We start from the raw sequence: 17,893 nt of genomic DNA, 5'->3' as shown, positions 1-17,893 counted from the left end.
GCGGGGCGGGGCACGACAGGGCGGGGGCGGCGATCGCGCCCGCCCCATCGGCCCCTCAGTCGGGCTGCACGCTCGCGAGCGCCCCCTCGAGCACGGCGAGATCCTCGGGACGCATCGGCCGGGCGTGCTCGGGGCGGGGGCTCAGCAGCCGACGGGTGACGTGCACGGGCACCTGGGCGAGGCCGAGGCGCAGGGCGACGGCCACGCGATGGTTCCCGTCGAGCGTCGCGAACTGCTCGTTGAAGGCGAGGTCGAGCGGGGTGCGGATGCCCCGGACGCGCGCATCGGCCTCGATCGCATCGAGGTGCGTGGGGGTGTCCAGGTGTGGGGAGCCGACGACCTCCCGGTCCACGGCCCGATAGCGGGCGACGAGCGCGGTGGGCAGCAGCACGGCGGGGAGGGCGCGGCCCGAGCGTCGCTCCATGACGAGCTGCCCGGGGTCCTCGGGGTCCGCTCCGATCTCCCCGAAACCGCAACGCTCGTAGAGCCGTCGGGCGGCCGGGTTCTCCCGCATCACGTGCAGCCGGAGCCGGGCCCCGGGAAGGTGCTCCTCGGCCCAGTCGATGCAGGCGTCGATGAGGGCCCGGCCCGCACCGGTCCCGCGCGCCTCCGGGGCGACCCACACGGAGAAGATCATGGCCGGCTCCCCCGGCTCCGTGGCGGGGACGACCCGGGCGATGCCCCGTGGGGCCTCACTGCCCGCGGGGGTCGCCAGGATGCATGCGCCGAGCGCGAGGAAGCGGTCCCAGTAGGTCGGGTCCTCGCGCTCGCGCTCGAGGGTCCCCTCGTAGGTCGAGCCGAACGCCCCGGGATCCTCCTGCAGGGTGCGCAGGCGCAGGGTGCGGACCAGGTCGCGGTCGGCGGGCGTGGCGAGGCGGGTGAGCGGGGCCGTCATGTCGTCGCTCCTCACCGCTCCGGGTCGACGGGCCGCGTCTTCTCGTGGTCCGTCGGCGCCGCCGCGCGGTCTGCCGACGCCGCCTGGTCCGTCGGGGCCGCCGCTCCATCCGTCTGCGCCGCCGCCCGGTCCGTGCCGGTGAACCGTCCGATCCCGGCCATCAGGTGGTAGATGACGAGCGCGGCGAGGGTGCCCAGCGCGATGCCGGTGACCTGGATGCCGCCGAAGGTCCAGGTGACGTTCGCGATGCCGACCACGAGGGCGACGCCCGCCGTGATCTGGTTCTTGGGGCGGGAGAAGTCCACGTTCCCGTCGACCCACATGCGCACGCCCACTATGCCGATGAGCCCGTAGAGCACGAAGGTCACGCCGCCCAGCACGCCCGGCGGGATCGTGTTGATGAGGGCTCCCACCTTCGGGGAGAGCGAGAGCAGGATCGCGACGACGCCCGCGACCCAGTAGGCGGCGGTCGAGTACACGTGGGTCGCGGACATGACGCCGATGTTCTCGCCGTAGGTGGTGGTCGGCGAGCCGCCGAACACGGCCGAGAGCGCCGTGGCGATGCCGTCGGAGGCGAGCGTGCGCCCCACCATGTGGTCGAGGTTCCGCCCGGTCATCAGTCCCACGCTCGTCACGTGGCCGACGTTCTCCGCCAGCAGCACCACGATCACCGGCAGGAACATCGGCAGCAGCGAGAGGTCCAGGGTGGGGTGGTGGAACTGGGGCAGCCCGAGCCAATGGGCCTCGTGGACGGTCGTGAAGTCGACCTCACCGCGGGCGACGGCGACGAGGTACCCGACGATCACGCCCAGCAGCACCGAGACCCGGCCCAGCATGCCCTTGAACAGCGCCGTGCACAGCACCACCGCGAACAGCGTAATGGTCGCGGTCACCGCGGACTTCTGGAAGTTCCCGTAGGCCGTCGGCGCGAGGTTGAAGCCGATGAGGGCGACGATCGAGCCCATCACCACGGGCGGCATGAGCAGCCCGATCCAGCGCGTGCCCACGGCCTGCACGAGCAGCCCCAGCAGCGCCATCGCGATGCCGATGACGAGCACCCCGCCGAGGGCCGCGGACATCGACCCGGCCTGCGTGGAGGCGGTGATCGGGGCGATGAACGCGAAGGAGGACCCCAGGTAGCTGGGCACCCGGTTGCGGGTGATCACCAGGAACAGCAGGGTGCCGATGCCGCTGAACAGCAGCGTCGTCGAGGCCGGGAAGCCCGTCAGCAGCGGGACCAGGAAGGTCGCGCCGAACATGGCGACCACGTGCTGGGCGCCGATGCCGATGGTCAGCGGCCACGCCAGGCGCTCCTCGGGGCGCACGATCGCGTCGGGGGCGACGGAGCGGCCGTCGCCGTGCAGGGTCCAGACGGGCATGGATGCTCCAGGGGTGAGGAGGGCGGGTCGGGGCGTTCGGCCGGTCAGCGCGGTCGACGGATCAGCACGGTCAACGGATCAGCGCGACGACCGCCGGATCAGCGCCGCGCGGCCCCGGGGAAGACCTTGATCCGTGCGCGCTCCGCGGAGACGTCGGGGATCAGCTCCGGGGAGGCCGCGGTGGCGGGCTCGTTGCGGGTGCGGAAGTCGGCGAACATGCGGCTGAGGTCCGGCGCGCCGTACTCGTCGCGCACGGGCGCGGGCACGGTGAGCATGAGGGCCGCGACGACGCCGACGGCGAGCGCGACGCCGCCGGTCATCAGCCCCGCCCCGGCGCCGGTCGCCAGGGAGTTCACGATGACGTCGAGGAAGCCGACGACCAGCATGACCACGCCCGCGATGACGGCGCTCGAGCGGGCCACGTCGGCCGGGCGCTCGAGCAGCGAGCGGCGCGCGAACAGCGAGATCGCGACGAAGCACGCGGAGATCACGGCATCCATCACGTGGATGACCGGCCCGCCCATGCCCGCTCCCCCGATCGCGGCAACCGCTGCGATCAGGTTCCACACGATCGCGGCGGCGTGCATGATCGCGCCGAACTCGAAGGCGCGCACGGCGTAGACGATCCAGTCCACGCGCTGGAAGTTCAGCGGCATCGTGCGCACGAACGAGCGCGAGATCATGACGCCCCAGGCGGCGAACACGAAGGGCAGGTAGACGAAGTCCGTCGCGAACGAGGTCGGTGCGGCGAACTCGAGGCGCAGGGAGTTGTCGGCGATCGCGAGGATCACCAGGCCCGACGCGGCGCCCGCGCAGAACACGAACCAGGAGCGGTCGCGGCGCAGCGCCGCCCCGATCAGCAGCGTCAGCAGGAGCGCGGAGACGAGCGCGCTCGCGAAGGTGATGAGCGAGTACGCCCAGCCGGTGACGAAGACGCGGCCCACGAGCATGACCACGGCGAACACGAAGGATGCCGCGGCGGCCAGGGCGATGCCGGCGATCACCGTGCGCGAGCGGCGCCGCGCGAGCGCCGAGGGCAGATAGCCCTCGTGGGCGCGCGGCTCGATGCCGACCACGGCGCCCGCGAGCAGCAGGGAGACCCCGGCCCCGAGGCCGAGGGGCGGCCCCTCGGGCAGCGGGGAGAACATGACGGGGATCGAGGTCACCAGGTCGGCGACGATCGTGCCGACGGCCACCAGCAGCACGGGTGCGAGGCCGATCACGCGGACGGTCCGCACGAGCCGCAGCGGCGAGGTCTTCGGCACCCAGCGCAGCACGAGGACCACCACGAGCACGAGCAGCCCGAAGCCGACCGCGATGCGTCCGATGAGGTCCACCGGGGTGTACCCGGCGTGGGTGAAGGAGGTCGACAGGGCGGCGACCAGGCACACGAAGGCGGTGACGTCGCGCAGGGCGTCGAAGGCGCCGAGGTCGGCGAAGCGCGCGGGGATCGCCGGGGAGCGCCCCGGGGCGTCGGCGGCATTCGGCGTGGTGCCGGATCGGGCGTAGGTCGCGGCGGAGCCGTTCTCCGCGCCCGAGGAGCCGCCGACGGGCGCGGGGGCGTCCTCGCCGTGCGGGGCGAGGGTGCGGGCGTCCTCCTCGGTGCTCTCGCGGGTCCAGTCCGCGTCGTTCCCGTCGTCGGTCCCGGCATCTGTCCCGTCGTCGGTCCCCGCGCGGTTCCCAGCGGCCGCGCCGTCCTCGGGCACCTGGCCGTCCTCGTCGAGCGCGGGGAGCGCGCCGGTGCGGGTGTCGCGGAGGTCGTCGCCCGCCTGCCCGTCGTCCTGCCCGCCCGTCTGCACGGTCGGGCGCACGGGCCTGCGGTGCCGCGGGTGGCCGGCACGCTCGGCGGCGAGCAGCTCGACCTCCTCGCGGCCGGGAAGCTTCTCGGTGGGGACCGTCCCGGGATCCGCGGAGAAGATCCAGTCCTCGTCCCCGCCCCGTGAGCCACGGCGGTCGCGCGCCATCCGGTCCCTCCCTGCTCCTCGACCCTGCGGCCCCGATCCTGCCCGATCCGTCGTCGTCGGACGACGCCGGGCTCCAGGGCCTTCTGCGGGCCGATTCTAGGCGGGGAGGCGGTGCGTCCGTCCGGGGCGCGCCGTCGGCCGACGGGCCGGGAGCGTGGCCGCGGTCGCATGCCTGCTCGCGGGCGTGCTCGTGCGGGCCGTGCCTGGGTACGCTGGGAGGCATGCCAGCACCCGAGCTCGCGCTCACCGAGCGCTTCCAGTCCGCCTTCGCCCAGGCCTTCGGGGAGGAGTTCCGCGACGCGGATCCGATCATCCGCCCCTCGCAGTTCGCCGACTTCCAGTGCAACGCGGCGATGGGCCTCGCGAAGCGCGTGGGCGCGAAGCCCCGGGACGTGGCCCAGCAGATCCTGGACGCCGTCGACCTCACCGGGCTCGCCGAGACCCCCGAGATCGCCGGGCCCGGCTTCCTCAACATCCGCCTGCGCACGGACTGGATCGGCAACCAGGCGGCCGAGCTCGCCGCCCCCGAGGCGCACCTGGGCATCCCCGCGCCCGACCACGCCGACACCGTGGTCATCGACTACTCGGCGCCGAACGTCGCCAAGGAGATGCACGTCGGCCACCTGCGCACCACGGTCGTGGGCGACGCCCTCGCGCGCACCCTCGAGAAGCTCGGCCACACCGTCGTGCGCCAGAACCACATCGGCGACTGGGGCACGCCCTTCGGCATGCTCATCGAGCACCTCCTGGACGTGGGCGAGGACGGCGACGAGGCGAAGCTCCTGGAGAGCGACCCCAACGCCTTCTATCAGCACGCCCGCGCGAAGTTCGACGGGGACTCCGCCTTCGCGGACCGCGCGCGCTCCCGCGTGGTCACCCTGCAGGCCGGGGACCAGCAGACCCTGGAGATCTGGACCCGCCTGGTGGAGCTGTCCAAGCAGTACTTCCACCGCATCTACGACATGCTGGACGTGACCCTCACGGACGACGACCTCGCCGGGGAGTCCAGCTACAACGACCAGCTCGAGATCGTCGCGAAGCAGCTCGAGGCCGACGGCCTCGCCCGGATCTCCGACGGCGCGCTGTGCGTGTTCCCCGAGGGCTTCATCGGCCGCGACGAGAAGCCGCTGCCGCTGATCATCCGCAAGTCCGACGGCGGCTACGGGTACGGCACGACCGACCTCGCCGCCATCCGCCATCGCATCCAGGATCTGCGCGCCGACCGCATCGCCTACGTGATCGGCACCGCGCAGGAGCTGCACATGAACATGGTCTTCGAGACCGCGCGCGAGGCGGGCTGGCTCACGGACGCCGTCGAGGCGACGCACGTGAAGATCGGCTCGGTGCTGGGCGAGGACGGGAAGATCCTGCGCACCCGCTCGGGCACCTCGCTGCGCCTGATGTCCCTGCTCGAGGAGGCCGTGCAGACCGCCCGCGGCGTCATCGACGACCTGCGCCCCGACCTGCCCGAGGACGAGCGCGCCGAGATCGCGCACGCCGTGGGCATCGGCGGCGTGAAGTACGCGGACCTCTCCACCGCGCACGACTCCGACTACGTCTTCGACCTCGAGCGGATGCTCGCCCTCACGGGCAACACCGCCCCCTACCTGCAGTACGCGGTCGCGCGCATCCGCTCGATCTCGCGGCGCGCCGCCGAGCAGGGCGTCACCGCCGGCCCCGCCCCGCGCGTCGAGAACGACGCCGAGCGGGCGCTCGCCCTCGAGCTGCTGCAGTTCGGGCCGACGCTCGAGCAGGTCGGCGCCGCGTACGAGCCGCATCGCCTGTGCGCCTACCTGTTCTCCCTCGCACAGGCCTTCACGGCCTTCTACGACGCCTCCCCGATCCTCAAGGAGTCCGACGGCGAGGTGCGCGCGGGCCGTCTCGCGCTCGCCGAGCTCACCGAGCGGGTCCTCGTCGAGGGGCTCGACGCGCTGGGGGTGCGCGCGCCGCAGCGCATGTGACGACCGCCCCGGAATCCGGCATGTCCGGTCATGGGTGCATGTTCGTCACCACCGTGACGGAACCGTGTCCGTTCGTGACCGAACCGTGTCCTGCTGCGGTACAGAAGTCGCTGGTCATCACGCGCCGGCGCTTCGTAACCTGTGACGGTGGTGAGAAGCCGGAGGACGCATGCGGCCGCGTGGGCGGTCTACATCGTCGCGGCCGTCCTGCACATGATCGCCCTCGTGACGAACACCGGTGCCCTCGCGCTGGCCACCAAGGCCCTGCTGGCGCCCGCGCTCATCGTCGCGGTCCTCAGCGCGCTCTCGCTCACCCAGCGCATGGCCAAGCGCCTCACCTTCGCGCTCGCCCTGGCGTTCCTCGCCGACATCGCCCCGGGCTTCACCCCGTGGGCGCACGGCGCGACCTCCGTGCTGTTCCTGCTCGCGCTCATCGTCTACGCGGCCACGCTCGCCCCGTACTGGCTGCGCGAGCTCGACGGGCTGCACCTGCTGCTCGCGATCCCCTACGGCGGCGTGGTCATCGGGCTGTTCCTCGCGTGCGCGGGGGGCGCCGGGAGCCTGCTGCCGCTTCTGGTCGTCTACGCGCTGGTGCTCGCCGCCGTCGCCTTCCTCTCGGCCGGCGTGAACCCGCTGACCTGGATCGGCGGCACCCTGCTGCTGCTCTCGAGCTCCGTGCTGGGGATGTCCTGGTTCCTGCCGGGCGCCTGGATCCCCGAGTCCGACCTGTGGGTGATGGGCTCCTACATCGCGGGCAACGCCCTGCTGGTGCTGGGGCTGCTGCGCACCGTGCCGGCGCGCCGCTGGGCCCCTCAGCCCAGCAGCGGCGCCTCACTCGTCATCATCGAGGGCTGATCTGCCCGTCGGCCGCTCAGTCCGTGCCGAGCGCCTTCGAGATCGCCGCGCGCTGCTCGGTGAGCAGGCGCCCCATCTCCTCGCCCGGCCGCAGACCCGAGAGGAAGGCAAGGCGCCCGTGGATCTCCCGGTAGGAGACCTCGGGGCCGGCCTCCTCGAGCTGCAGGCGCAGCACGCGGGCGTCGGTGAGGAAGATGTCGTCCGTGCCCACGCTGAGGTGGATCGGCGGCAGGTCGTGGAGGTGGGCGTTGACCGGGGAGAGGTCCTGGTCGTCCAGGGGCGTGCGGCCCGCGTAGGACTGCGCGGCGAGGGTGAGCAGACGCCGCTCCTGCGGGAAGTCCCGCCGCCCGGTCTCGGTCATGCCTGTGTTGGCGAGCTCGAGGTCCGCCCAGGGGGACATGAGCACGACCAGCGCGGGCTCGGGGATGTCGGCCAGCGGCCCGACGCCGTCGCGGATGCGTCGTACGACGGCGAGCGCGAGCGCGGCTCCCGCGTTGTGGCACGAGAGCACCCAGGGCGCCTCGCCGAGCGCACCGGAGCCGGCGAGGCGTGCGAGGACGGCCTCGACGTCCTCGAGGGCGACGGGGTGCTGGTGGTCCGGCGCGGTGCGGTAGTCCACGAGGAGGCCCGCGCACTGCTGGGCGTCGGCCTGGCGGGAGAGCCATGCCCAGTCGCCCGGGAACGGGCCGGAGAGGAAGGCGCCGCCGTGCAGGTGGACGATCACGCCGTTCGACGCGTGGTGGCGGTCGAGCCAGACGCAGCGGGTGCGGTCGATCATCTCCACGTCCACCGCATGGCGCTTGAGGACACCGCCGCCGGGCATCGGGCGGCGCGCCTCGCGCAGCGTATGGGTGTAGAAGGCCTTCGGCAGAGGCAGCCGGCGCACGGTGCGTCCTGCCATGATCGCGGCGTCGCGGATACGACTCATCACGTCTCCTGTGCGGTGGGCTCGGTCCCCACCAGCCTAGCGACTCCGAGCCGCAGGTAGCCTGCACGTCATGACGTCCTCCACCACGCCCTCGGGCGCGCACTCCCCCGCCGCGGGCCCCGACGCCGAGCGCCATGTCCTGCCAGGGAACGGCCCCGTCCTGATCCTCGCCGCGATGGACGAGGAGGCCTCGCCGCTGGTCGAGCGCATGCTCTCGCCGCGCCGCGTCGATCTTCCGCTGTCGGCCCCGGCCCACGCCTGGGCGGGCACCCTGGGCGGGCTCGACGCCGTGGTCGCGACCAGCGGGATCGGCATCAGCGCGGCGACGGCCGCGGCGACCTGGGGCGTCCTCGCCCAGCGGCCGCGCCTGGTGATCAGCGCGGGCTCGGCGGGCGGCCTCGCCTCCGGGATCGGCGTGGGCACGCTCGTGATCGGGGAGTCCTTCACCTACTCGATCGCCGATGCGACCGCCTTCGGCTATGCGCCCGGCCAGGTGCCCGGCGGCCCCGAGCGCTTCCGCACCGATCCGCGCCTGGTCGATCTCGCGGCGCGCGCGGCCGAGGAGGCGGCGAGCGCGCACGGGGTGCGCCGCGGCCTCATGCTCTCCGGGGACGCCTTCGTGACCGCCGAGATCGCCGCTCCGATGCGCGAGCGCTTCCCCGGCGCCCTCAGCGCCGATATGGAGTCCACGGCGATCGCCCAGACCTGCTCCTCGCTGGGGGTGCCGTTCCTCGCGATGCGCGCGATCTCTGACCTCTGCGGGCCGGAGGCCGACGAGCAGTTCCATCTCGAGCTCGACGTGGTCGCCGAGACGTCGGCCCGCGCCGTCTGCCGGCTGCTCGAGGACGTGGCGGCAGGCTGAGCGGCCGGGCCCGTTCCTCCCCGCCCCGCACATGCAGGAGCCCCCGACCCGCTGCGGCGGATCGGGGGCTCCCGTGCGTCCGAGGGGATCCCTCGGGTCGAGCTCGGGCCACGGCTCAGGCGCTCAGCGCTCGTCCGTGCCCTTGTCCTTCTCGTCGGCGTCCGCCGAGGCGTCGCTCGGGGCGTCGCTCGGGGCATCGGCCGTGTCACCCGCCGGGGCGTCGGCCCGATGGGTGTTCTCCCTGTCGGCGACGGCGTCCCGCGCCGGGGTCCCGTCGGCCCGACGGCCGGTGGGCACGAGCGCGGGCTCGCTGTCGGAGTCCGAGGGCGCGGGGTGGGTGCGCAGCTGGAACACCTCGCCGTCGTGCATGTCGATGCCGGCCGAGACCGAGTCGACGAGCACGGCGCGCGCGAGGCGGTTCTGCAGCACCAGCGGGTCCTTGGACATGTCCTTCCAGATCGAGATGCACAGCAGCAGCATCACGATCACGAAGGGCAGGGCCGAGACGATGGTGATGTTCTTCAGGCCGTTCAGGGCCTCGGCAGGATCGTCGCCGCCCGCGAGCAGCATCACCGCCGCGACGGCACCGGTGGCGACGCCCCAGAAGATGACCTGGAACTTGCGGGGCTCCTCGGCGCCGTTCTCGGCGAGACCGCCCATGACGATCGAGGCGGAGTCCGCACCGGTGACGAAGAAGATCGCCACCAGGACCACCGAGAGCACGACCAGCACGATGTAGATCCAGTGCGGGACCGGCATGTGGTTCAGCAGGTCGAACAGCACGGTGTCGAAGTTGATGTCGTCACCGGTCTGGGCGAGCTTCTTCGCGGCGTCGCCCGCCTGCTCGGCGCGCTCCTGCACACCGATGGCCCCGCCGCCGAAGATCGCGAACCACAGGATCGAGATGCCCGAGGGCACCAGCAGCACGCCGGTGACGAACTGGCGCACGGTGCGGCCGCGGGAGATGCGGGCGATGAACAGGCCCACGAAGGGCGACCAGGAGATCCACCACGCCCAGTAGAAGACGGTCCAGGTGGACAGCCAGGTCTGCACGTCGCCGCCGCCGTTCGCGGAGGTGCGCGAGGCCATCTGCGGCAGGTCCTTGATGAACTCGCCGATGGTGGACGGGATGATGTTCAGGATGAACAGGGTGGGCCCGCCGATGAACACGATGATCGCCAGCAGCACCGCGAGCACCATGTTGATGTTCGAGAGCATCTGGATGCCCTTCTCGATGCCCGAGACCGCGGAGGCCACGAAGCACGCGGTGAGCACCGCGATGATGATCACGAGGATCGGGCTGGTGACCTTGTCCATGAGGCCGGAGGCGGTGATGCCGCCACCGATCTGCAGGGCGCCCAGGCCCAGGGAGCAGGCGGAGCCGAACAGGGTCGCGAGGATCGCCAGGATGTTGATGATCTTCCCGCCGACGCCGTTCACGGCGCGCTCGCCGAACAGGCCGGTGAACATCGAGGAGAACAGCTGGGAGCGGCCCAGGCGGAACGACCCGTACGCGACGCCGAGGCCGACGATCGCGTACATCGCCCACGGGTACAGGGTCCAGTGGAAGGCCGTCTGGCCCATGGCGGTGGCGGCGGCCTGCGCGGCCTCCGGCTCGACCGTGTTGGGCGGCGGGGAGAGGTAGAAGAAGAGCGGCTCGCCCACGCCGTAGAAGATGAGGCCGATGCCCATGCCGGTCGCGAACATCATCGCGATCCAGGAGCTGGTCTTGAACTCGGGCTCCTCGTCGTCCTTGCCCAGCGGGATCGAGCCGAAGCGGCTGAAGGCGACCACGATGACAAAGACGGTGAACACGGAGCCTGCGATGACGAACAGCCAGCCGAAGTTCGACATGGTGCCGTTGAGCATCGAGGTGGCGACGCCGCCGAGGCCCGTGGGGCTGATGACGCCCCAGAGGACGAAGGCGACCGCGAGGATCGCAGCGGGGAAGAAGACGAACTTGTCGAGCCCCTTGCGGCGGGGCGGTGGGTTCTCGGCAGAGGCCTTCGCGGCATCGAGCTGCTCGAGGAGCTGATGGGTATCGGTGTCGCTGCTCATACAGGGGTCTGCGGCCAGGAGGCAGGGCCGCATGTCCTTTCGTACGGTGGGGGCGAGGGACAAAAGCCCTTCACTTTAACCTGCAGAGCGTGCCGAGCGACGGGGGCGGATGCTCCGGCGGGCGACGGCGCGAGCGGCCTCGCAGCGGCGCGCCGCAGCGCCCGACTGCCCCGGCACGTCGGCTCATACGCGCAGGTGGGACGGCCGGCTCGCGGCTCGGGCAGCACGGGCGGACGGCGGGGCCCGGGTGACCAGGACCGGGACCGGGTGCGCGGAGGGGCGGCCGGGCTCAGCGCGCGGTGGTGTGCAGGATCTCCTCGCCGAGGGTGAGCGAGCGGACATTCCGCGCGATCCGCTCGTCGGCGCCGACGGGACGTCCGCCCGCGCCGTGGGGCGTGATCAGCAGTCGCGGCGCTCCCCACAGCGGGTCGTCGGCCGGGAGCGGCTCGGGATCGGTGACGTCGATGCCGGCGGCGCCCAGGCGCCCGTCCTCGAGGGCCTCGAGCAGGGCGCTCTGGTCGACGGTCGCCCCGCGTCCCACGTTCACGAGGATCGCGTGGTCCGGCAGGGCGTCCAGGACCTCTCGGCCGACGGCTCCTTCGGTCTCCGGCGCGGCCGGGAGGATGTCGATGAGGACGTCGGTCGACGGCAGGGCGGACATGACGTCGTCCGCCGCGATGACCTCGAAGCCGGAGCGCTCCCCCGCACTGCGGGCGACCCCGCGCACGTGCGCGCCGAGCGCGGCGAGGATCGGGGCGAGGGTCTGCCCGATCTCCCCGAAGCCCCAGATCAGCACGCGGGCGTCGAGCAGGGTGGTGAGGCGGCCTTCGGGGTGGAGGGGCTGCAGGCCGCCGAGCTCGCCGGACCACTCGTGGTGCTCCTGGGCGATGCGCGCCTCGGGCAGGCGGCGCACGAGCGTGAGCAGCAGGGCGAGGGCGTGCTCGCTCACGGTGCGCGAGTGCAGGCCGGCGCCGGTCGCGATCACCACGTCGTCGGCGAAGCCCGCGGCGAGGATCCCGTCGACCCCGGCGGCGAGGGACTGCACGAGGCGCAGGGAGCCCAGGCCGCGCGCGGCCGACTCGAGGTGGCGGCGCGAGGAGCCCCAGACCACGAGGACCTCGGCGTCATGGTGCTCGGCGGGGATCGGCTCGCGGGCGTCGACGACGACGGCCTCCCACCCCTCGGGCAGGTCGGGGGCGAGGTCCATCGTGTCCGGCAGCAGGATCTTCATGGCACAAGGCTAGGACGTCGGGCGCGCGGGCGCGTGCCCGACGTCGGATCCGGACACCGCACCGCGCAGCAAAGCACAGCACAGCACAGCACAGACGCAGCCGGCCGGTCGGGAGCACTAGCCTGGGTGCATGCGCATCGGTTCGGCACTCCGCCCCACGCGCGCCCCCTCCCCCTCGTCCTCGCGGCGCCTGCTGAGCGCTCTCGGCCGCCTCGCGCGCACCGTCCATGCCGATGTGGCGCCGCGGGCGACGCGCCGCATGATCCGCCGCGCCGCGGGCCGCGTGGCGACCACGACCCCGCTGAGCGCCTCGGGCTTCCTGGGCGCGAGCATGGCCGGCTGGATCGCGACCTCCCCGAGCCTGCTGCCGCGCACCTGGTGGATGTGGGCGGCGAACTACGCGCTGTCCACCACCTACGGCTACACCTCGGGCGTGGTGCTGGGCCGCGGCGGCCGGATGCTCGTGCGTCGCCTCCCCCATCCCGCGGCGCGCGAGCCCCTCAGCCCGCGGCGCCGGGAGATCCTGCGCTGGGGCGGCGCGGCGGCGCTGGTCGGGATCACCGCCTACTCGTGGACGCGGGGTGCGCTGCGGCAGCGGGAGATCAGCGTGCTCGTGGACCGCGAGCCGAAGAACCTCGCCACGCATGCCGTCGGCACCGCCGCGGGACTCGGGATCTTCGCCGGCGTGCTCATGGCGTCCCGTGCCGTGGGCGCGACGGCCCGCCTGTACCGGCTGCTGCTGCGCGCCTACCTGCCGCCGCTCGCCGTCGGCATCGGCTCCGCCCTGCTCACCTCGGCCACGCTCGCCGTCGCGATCGACCGCCTGGTGCGCGGTCAGGTGCTCGAGCGGATGATCGAGCGCGCCGAGCAGGCCAACCGGCTGCTCTCCCCCGATCTTCGGCGTCCCGCCTCCGAGCTGGTGTCCGGGTCGATGGCCTCGAACGAGAGCTGGGAGTCCCTGGGCGCCGCGGGACGGCGCATCGTCTCCTCCGCGGCGAGCGCGGAGGAGATCGCGCGGGCCACGGGCGCGACCGCGCGCACGCCGATCCGCGTCTACGCGGGCAAGCGCTCGGACCGCACTCTCGAGCAGACCGTCGCGGCCGTGGTCGCCGAGCTCGACCGCACCCGCGCCTGGGAGCGCGAGGTGCTCGTGCTGTTCACGGGGACGGGCACGGGGTGGCTGCAGGAGTGGGCGCTGTCCTCGGTCGAGTTCCTCACCGGCGGGGACTGCGCGACCGCCTCGCTGCAGTACTCGGTGTACTCGAGCGCCCTGAACTACGTGCTGGACCGGCGCACCCCGCAGCGCGCGGGGCGCCTGCTGTTCGAGGCGGTGCGCGGAAGGCTCGACGCGATGCCGCAGAGCGAGCGCCCGCGACTGTTCGTGGCCGGGGAGTCGCTCGGCTCCTTCGCCGGGCAGGCGGCCTTCGGCGACGTGACGGAGATGCTCGCGCGCATCGACGGCGCGGTGTGGACGGGCACCCCGGGCTTCACGCCGATCTGGCGCGAGCTCACCGAGGCACGGCGACCGGGGACGCCCGAGATCGCGCCGGTGGTGGGCGACGGCGAGCACGTCCGCTTCATCACGGAGCCGGCCGATCTGCAGCGCCCCTTCCACGGCCAGGGCCCCGCCTTCGGCCCCTGGCTGTCCCCTCGCGTGGCCTACGTGCAGCACGCCTCGGATCCCGTGGTCTGGTGGCAGCCGTCCCTGCTGGTGAAGAAACCCGACTGGCTGCGCGAGCGCGTGGGCAGGGACGTCACCGGCGCCGTGGGCTGGGCGCCGTGGATCACGTTCTGGCAGATCGCGGCCGACATGCCGCTCTCGGCCGAGGTCGACGGCGGCCACGGCCACAGCTACCACGAGGAGGTCGTGCTGGTCTGGGCCGCGGTCCTCGGGCTCGACCCGTCGGAGGATCGAGGGCGTGTGGTGAGGGCGATCCAGCAGCGGCTGGGCGCGGCGTGAGCTCAGGCGTCCGCGACGCCGCCCCGGTCCCTCATTCGCCGGTCCCTCATTCCCCGGTCGCGACCTCGCGGCCCTCGTCCGCGCTCCACTGCGACCACGAGCCGGGGAACAGCCGGGCGCCCGTGAAGCCGGCGCGCTCGAGGGCGAGCAGGTCGTGGGTCGCCGTGACGCCCGAGCCGCAGTAGACGATGATCTCGTCCGTCTCGCCGACGCCCGCGGAGGCGAAGCGCTCACGCAGCGCGCGCGGGTCGAGGAAGCGCCCGTCGGCCCCGACGTTGCCCGCGAACGGGACGTTGATCGCGCCGGGGACGTGGCCCGCGCGCGGATCCACGGGCTCGGTCTCGCCGCGGTACCGCTCGGGTGCGCGGGCGTCGACGACGACCGAGCCCTCGGTCCCGGCGGCCGCCTCGACCTCGTCGGCCGTCGCGGTCACGGCCGTCCCCCACGGCCTCGGGGTGAACACGGCGGCGTCCGGCGCGGGGTCCTCGGTCGAGAGCTCGCCGCCTGCTGCGGTCCAGGCACCGAGCCCGCCGTCCAGCAGGGCGGCCTCGACGCCGAGTGCGCGCAGCATCCACACCAGGCGGGAGGCCTGGGAGCCGTCGGTGTCGTCGAGGGCGAGCACGGCGGCGCCGTCCCCGATGCCCACCGCGCCGAGAGCGGCGGCGAAGTCGGCGGGGTCCGGCAGCGGGTGGCGCCCGGCCTCGGGGCGCGCGGGGGCGGCGAGATCGGCGCCGAGGTCGACATAGACGGAGCCGGGCACGTGCCCGGCGAGGAACGTCGAGCGGTCCTTGGACCCGTCGAGCGCCCAGCGCACCTCGGCGACGTGCACCCCGGGCTCCCCGCGCAGCGCGCGGAAGCGATCGACGTCGATGACCGGGGGCAGGGCGGGCGCGGAATCCATGCATGCCACTCTAGGAGCAGTGCCAGACTGTCCGGTATGAGAATCGCATTCCTGGGCACCGGACGGATGGGCACCGAGCTCGCACTGCAGCTGCTGGGCGCGGGTCACGAGCTCGTGGCATGGAACCGCACCCGCGAGCGCACACGGGTCGTGGAGAAGGGCGGGGCGCGCGTCGTCGACGCCCCCGAGGAGGCCGTCGAGGGCGCGGACGTCGTGGTCACGAGCCTCTTCGGCCCGGGCGCCGTGCGCGAGGTCGTCACCGGTCCGGGTCTGATCCCCGAGGGCGTGACCTGGGTCGACACGACGACCGTCTCCCCCGCCGACGCCGACGAGTTCGCCGGCGCGGTCGCCTCCTACGTCGCCGTGCCGGTCGTGGGCACGCTGGGCCCGGCCCGCAAGGGCATGCTCGGGGTCTACGTAGGCTCAGCCGACGCGGACCGCCGCGCGCAGGTCGCGGACCTCGTCGCCCCGTGGGCCGACCCCGATCGCCTCGTCCAGGTCGGCTCGGGCCGCGAGGCCGCGACCGGGAAGCTGCTCGCGAACCTCGCGCTCGCGGTGAGCGCGCAGGGGCTGAAGGAGGCCCTCGCCCTCGGCGCGGCGTGCGGGGTCTCCGACGCGGCGACGCTCGACATGCTGGGCTCCACGGGCCTCGCGTTCATCGCCGGCATGAAGGGGCCGTTCGTGCGCGGCGAGCGCTCGACCGAGGGCGGCGACTTCACGGTCGACGCGATCGCGAAGGACGCCCGCCTCATGCTCGACACAGCGGCGAGCGCAGGGGAGGACGAGGACCTGCCTGCGCTGCACGCGGCCCTGGACTCCCTCGAGGGCCAGCAGAAGGCGGACCGCGGCGAGCACGACTTCTCGGCGATGTTCGTGCACGACGCCTCCGGGGATCAGCCCAGTTCCTGAGCGATCCCCCGTCCGGCCTGTCGGCCCGAGAACAGGCAGCCGCCCAGGAAGGTGCCCTCGAGCGCCGAGTTCCCGTGGTAGCCGCCGCCCCCGAAGCCCGAGGCCTCACCGGCCGCGAACAGGCCGTCGAACGCCCCGCCGCCCGCTGCGGGCGCGCGCTGCACGCGGCCGTCGAGGTCGGTCTCCAGGCCCCCGAGGGTCTTGCGCAGCAGCACGTGCAGGCGCACCGCGATCAGCGGACCGGCCGCGGGATCCAGCAGGCGGTGCGGGGCCGCGGTGCGGATGAGCCGGTCGCCGACGTACCGGCGAGCGCCGCGGATCGCGGTGATCTGGGTGTCCTTCGCGAAGGGGTTCACGACCTCGGCGTCGCGGGCGCGGATCTGCGTCTCGAGGCGCTCGGCGTCCACGAGATCCTCGCCCACCAGGGCGTTCATCTTCTGCACGAGGCCGGGCACGTCGCTCGCCGTCACGAAGTCCTCGCCGCGGTCCAGGAAGGCCTGCACGGGCGGCGGCGCCCCCGGCCGCACCCTCCCCAGCACCGCGCGCAGGTCCTTGCCGGTGAGGTCGGGGTTCTGCTCGCTCCCGGAGAGCACGAACTCCTTCTCGATGATCCGGCGGGTGAGCACGAACCACGAGTGCTCGCCGCCGCGCTCGCGCAGGATCCGCAGCGTGCCCGTGGTGTCGAAGCCGGGATAGGCGGGAGCGGGCAGCCGCTCCCCGCGCGCGTCGACCCACAGCGACGAGGGGCCGGGGAGGATGCGGATCCCGTGCCCCTCCCACACGGGGTCCCAGTTCCGCAGCCCCTCGGTGTAGTGCCACATGCGGTCGGCGTTGATCCAGTGCGCGCCCGCGTCGCGCGCCATCACCATGCCGGCGCCGTCGACACTCGCGGGCACGCCGCGCACGACGTCCCGGGGCATCGTGCCCAGGCGCTGCGGCCACAGCTCCCTCACCAGGTCGGGGTTGCCGCCGATGCCTCCGCTGGCGAGCAGCACGGCGTCGGCCCGGGCCTCGAACCCGCCCGTCGGCCGACGGGTCGAGGCGACTCCGCGAGGCGTCGCGTCGGCCTCGAGGACGTGCCCGTGCACCCCGACCGCGCGCCCGTCCTCGACGATCAGCGCCTCGACGTCGTGGCGGGTGCGCAGGCGGATCCGCCCGCTCTCGCGGTGCGCGGCGAGGCGTCGCAGGAACGGCTCGAGCACGCCGGGGCCGGTGCCCCAGGTGACGTGGAAGCGGGGCACGGAGTTGCCGTGGCCCTCGGCGGTGCCGTCGCCGCGCTCGGCCCAGCCGACGACGGGGAAGAACCGCACGCCCATCCCGTGCAGCCAGGCGCGCTTCTCCCCCGCGGCGAAGCGCAGGTAGGCCTCGGCCCATGCGCGGGGCCAGTGGTCCTCGGGCCGCTCGAAGCGCGCGGAGCCCATCCAGTCCTGGTGCGCCAGCGCGAGGGAGTCGCGGATCCCCAGTCGGCGCTGCTCGGGGCTGTCGACGAGGAACAGTCCGCCGAAGCTCCAGTGCGCCTGCCCGCCGAGGTCCGCCATGCCCTCGCGCTCGAGGAGGAGCACGTCGTGCCCGGCGTCGGCGATCTCGCAGGCGGCGACGAGGCCGGCCAGGCCCGCGCCCACGACGATCGCGTCGGCCTCGAGGGGGTGCTGCGCCGCGGGGCGAGCGGCGGGAGGGGTGCTCACCGCACCTCCAGCCGTCCCACGCGCTGCAGCGGATCGTCCTGGTTCGCGCCCGACATCGTGGCGCTGCGCTGTCGGTTCTTGTCGCCGACGCGGTGGTCGAACGCCTGGAGGTTGCCGACCTGGATGTCGGTCTCGCGCTCGAAACCGAAGCGCTTGTCCTTGTTGCGGTAGTAGCGGTAGATGCCGCCGTAGATCGCGCCGAACACGGCCGGCCCCACGACGAACGGGAGCGCGAGGGCGAACAGCCCGCCCTCGGAGCTGCCGCCGTCGGCCAGCAGCACCTGCGCCGCGAGGATGGTGTCCAT

14 protein-coding genes are annotated in these 17,893 nt (G+C 73.4%); 5 read left to right on the top strand and 9 right to left on the bottom strand.

The window, feature by feature from the left end; genetic code table 11:
• Window positions 1–55 precede the first annotated feature (55 nt).
• From MHY49_RS12005 to MHY49_RS11995, 3 genes are all read right to left on the bottom strand, one after another.
• Window positions 56–895: a GNAT family N-acetyltransferase gene (locus tag MHY49_RS12005; protein ID WP_239204406.1), complete on the bottom strand. Its 840-nt coding sequence runs from the start codon at window positions 893–895 to the stop codon at window positions 56–58.
• An 11-nt stretch (window positions 896–906) separates the two neighbouring features.
• Window positions 907–2,274, bottom strand: coding sequence for a uracil-xanthine permease family protein (locus MHY49_RS12000; protein WP_239204404.1), 1,368 nt, complete (start codon window positions 2,272–2,274; stop codon window positions 907–909).
• Between the two features lie 98 nt (window positions 2,275–2,372).
• A complete protein-coding gene (locus MHY49_RS11995) occupies window positions 2,373–4,238 on the bottom strand; it encodes a hypothetical protein (protein ID WP_239204402.1) in 1,866 nt (621 codons plus the stop codon).
• A 221-nt stretch (window positions 4,239–4,459) separates the two neighbouring features.
• Between MHY49_RS11995 and argS the strand changes: the two genes are divergently transcribed.
• Together argS and MHY49_RS11985 are read left to right on the top strand one after the other, a co-directional pair.
• Window positions 4,460–6,199, top strand: a complete 1,740-nt coding sequence (gene argS / locus MHY49_RS11990) for an arginine--tRNA ligase (protein WP_239204400.1) — start codon at window positions 4,460–4,462, stop codon at window positions 6,197–6,199.
• 147 nt (window positions 6,200–6,346) lie between these two features.
• Window positions 6,347–7,054: a lysoplasmalogenase family protein gene (locus MHY49_RS11985; RefSeq protein WP_239204398.1), complete on the top strand. Its 708-nt coding sequence runs from the start codon at window positions 6,347–6,349 to the stop codon at window positions 7,052–7,054.
• A 16-nt stretch (window positions 7,055–7,070) separates the two neighbouring features.
• On the opposite strand, the gene MHY49_RS11980 is transcribed toward MHY49_RS11985, so the two are convergent.
• On the bottom strand, window positions 7,071–7,982 hold the full coding sequence (locus MHY49_RS11980; protein WP_239204396.1) for an alpha/beta hydrolase fold domain-containing protein: 912 nt from the start codon (window positions 7,980–7,982) through the stop codon (window positions 7,071–7,073).
• Between the two features lie 70 nt (window positions 7,983–8,052).
• Between MHY49_RS11980 and mtnN the strand changes: the two genes are divergently transcribed.
• Window positions 8,053–8,844, top strand: coding sequence for a 5'-methylthioadenosine/S-adenosylhomocysteine nucleosidase (mtnN, locus tag MHY49_RS11975; RefSeq protein WP_239204394.1), 792 nt, complete (start codon window positions 8,053–8,055; stop codon window positions 8,842–8,844).
• 123 nt (window positions 8,845–8,967) lie between these two features.
• Here the strand turns inward: mtnN and MHY49_RS11970 are convergent, their stop codons facing one another.
• Entirely contained in the window at window positions 8,968–10,902 is a 1,935-nt protein-coding gene (locus tag MHY49_RS11970) for a BCCT family transporter (protein WP_239204392.1), read from the bottom strand.
• A gap of 289 nt (window positions 10,903–11,191) precedes the next feature.
• Window positions 11,192–12,133 carry a phosphoglycerate dehydrogenase gene (locus tag MHY49_RS11965; protein ID WP_239204390.1) on the bottom strand — a complete coding sequence of 314 codons (942 nt, stop codon included), beginning with the start codon at window positions 12,131–12,133 and terminating at the stop codon, window positions 11,192–11,194.
• A gap of 130 nt (window positions 12,134–12,263) precedes the next feature.
• On the opposite strand from MHY49_RS11965, the gene MHY49_RS11960 reads away from it, so the two are divergent.
• Window positions 12,264–14,093, top strand: coding sequence for an alpha/beta-hydrolase family protein (locus MHY49_RS11960; RefSeq protein ID WP_239204388.1), 1,830 nt, complete (start codon window positions 12,264–12,266; stop codon window positions 14,091–14,093).
• A gap of 46 nt (window positions 14,094–14,139) precedes the next feature.
• On the opposite strand, the gene MHY49_RS11955 is transcribed toward MHY49_RS11960, so the two are convergent.
• Entirely contained in the window at window positions 14,140–14,994 is an 855-nt protein-coding gene (locus tag MHY49_RS11955) for a sulfurtransferase (protein ID WP_239204386.1), read from the bottom strand.
• Between the two features lie 36 nt (window positions 14,995–15,030).
• Between MHY49_RS11955 and MHY49_RS19375 the strand changes: the two genes are divergently transcribed.
• Window positions 15,031–15,903 (top strand): NAD(P)-dependent oxidoreductase, encoded by an 873-nt coding sequence (locus MHY49_RS19375; protein WP_239204384.1) that lies wholly within the window; start codon window positions 15,031–15,033, stop codon window positions 15,901–15,903.
• On the opposite strand, the gene MHY49_RS11945 is transcribed toward MHY49_RS19375, so the two are convergent.
• Entirely contained in the window at window positions 15,888–17,588 is a 1,701-nt protein-coding gene (locus MHY49_RS11945) for an FAD-binding dehydrogenase (protein WP_239204382.1), read from the bottom strand. The genes MHY49_RS19375 and MHY49_RS11945 overlap by 16 nt on opposite strands.
• Complete coding sequence (locus MHY49_RS11940) at window positions 17,585–17,893, bottom strand: hypothetical protein (RefSeq protein ID WP_239204380.1); 309 nt, start codon at window positions 17,891–17,893, stop codon at window positions 17,585–17,587. Before MHY49_RS11940 ends, MHY49_RS11945 begins: the two co-directional genes overlap by 4 nt.

This window comes from Brachybacterium sp. ACRRE, assembly GCF_022346485.1.
GTDB lineage: Bacteria > Actinomycetota > Actinomycetes > Actinomycetales > Dermabacteraceae > Brachybacterium > Brachybacterium halotolerans.
This window is presented reverse-complemented; position numbering and strand designations above follow the sequence as displayed.

Bases quoted from the DNA above. Each gene is read 5' to 3' on its own strand.
- MHY49_RS11955 (WP_239204386.1), bottom strand. From the start codon at position 14,994: ATGGATTCCGCGCCCGCCCTGCCCCCGGTCATCGACGTCGATCGCTTC.
- MHY49_RS12005 (WP_239204406.1), bottom strand. From the start codon at position 895: ATGACGGCCCCGCTCACCCGCCTCGCCACGCCCGCCGACCGCGACCTG.
- MHY49_RS11960 (WP_239204388.1), top strand. From the start codon at position 12,264: ATGCGCATCGGTTCGGCACTCCGCCCCACGCGCGCCCCCTCCCCCTCG.
- MHY49_RS12000 (WP_239204404.1), bottom strand. From the start codon at position 2,274: ATGCCCGTCTGGACCCTGCACGGCGACGGCCGCTCCGTCGCCCCCGAC.
- MHY49_RS11970 (WP_239204392.1), bottom strand. From the start codon at position 10,902: ATGAGCAGCGACACCGATACCCATCAGCTCCTCGAGCAGCTCGATGCC.
- mtnN (WP_239204394.1), top strand. From the start codon at position 8,053: ATGACGTCCTCCACCACGCCCTCGGGCGCGCACTCCCCCGCCGCGGGC.
- argS (WP_239204400.1), top strand. From the start codon at position 4,460: ATGCCAGCACCCGAGCTCGCGCTCACCGAGCGCTTCCAGTCCGCCTTC.
- MHY49_RS11980 (WP_239204396.1), bottom strand. From the start codon at position 7,982: ATGAGTCGTATCCGCGACGCCGCGATCATGGCAGGACGCACCGTGCGC.
- MHY49_RS11940 (WP_239204380.1), bottom strand. From the start codon at position 17,893: ATGGACACCATCCTCGCGGCGCAGGTGCTGCTGGCCGACGGCGGCAGC.
- MHY49_RS11965 (WP_239204390.1), bottom strand. From the start codon at position 12,133: ATGAAGATCCTGCTGCCGGACACGATGGACCTCGCCCCCGACCTGCCC.
- MHY49_RS11995 (WP_239204402.1), bottom strand. From the start codon at position 4,238: ATGGCGCGCGACCGCCGTGGCTCACGGGGCGGGGACGAGGACTGGATC.
- MHY49_RS19375 (WP_239204384.1), top strand. From the start codon at position 15,031: ATGAGAATCGCATTCCTGGGCACCGGACGGATGGGCACCGAGCTCGCA.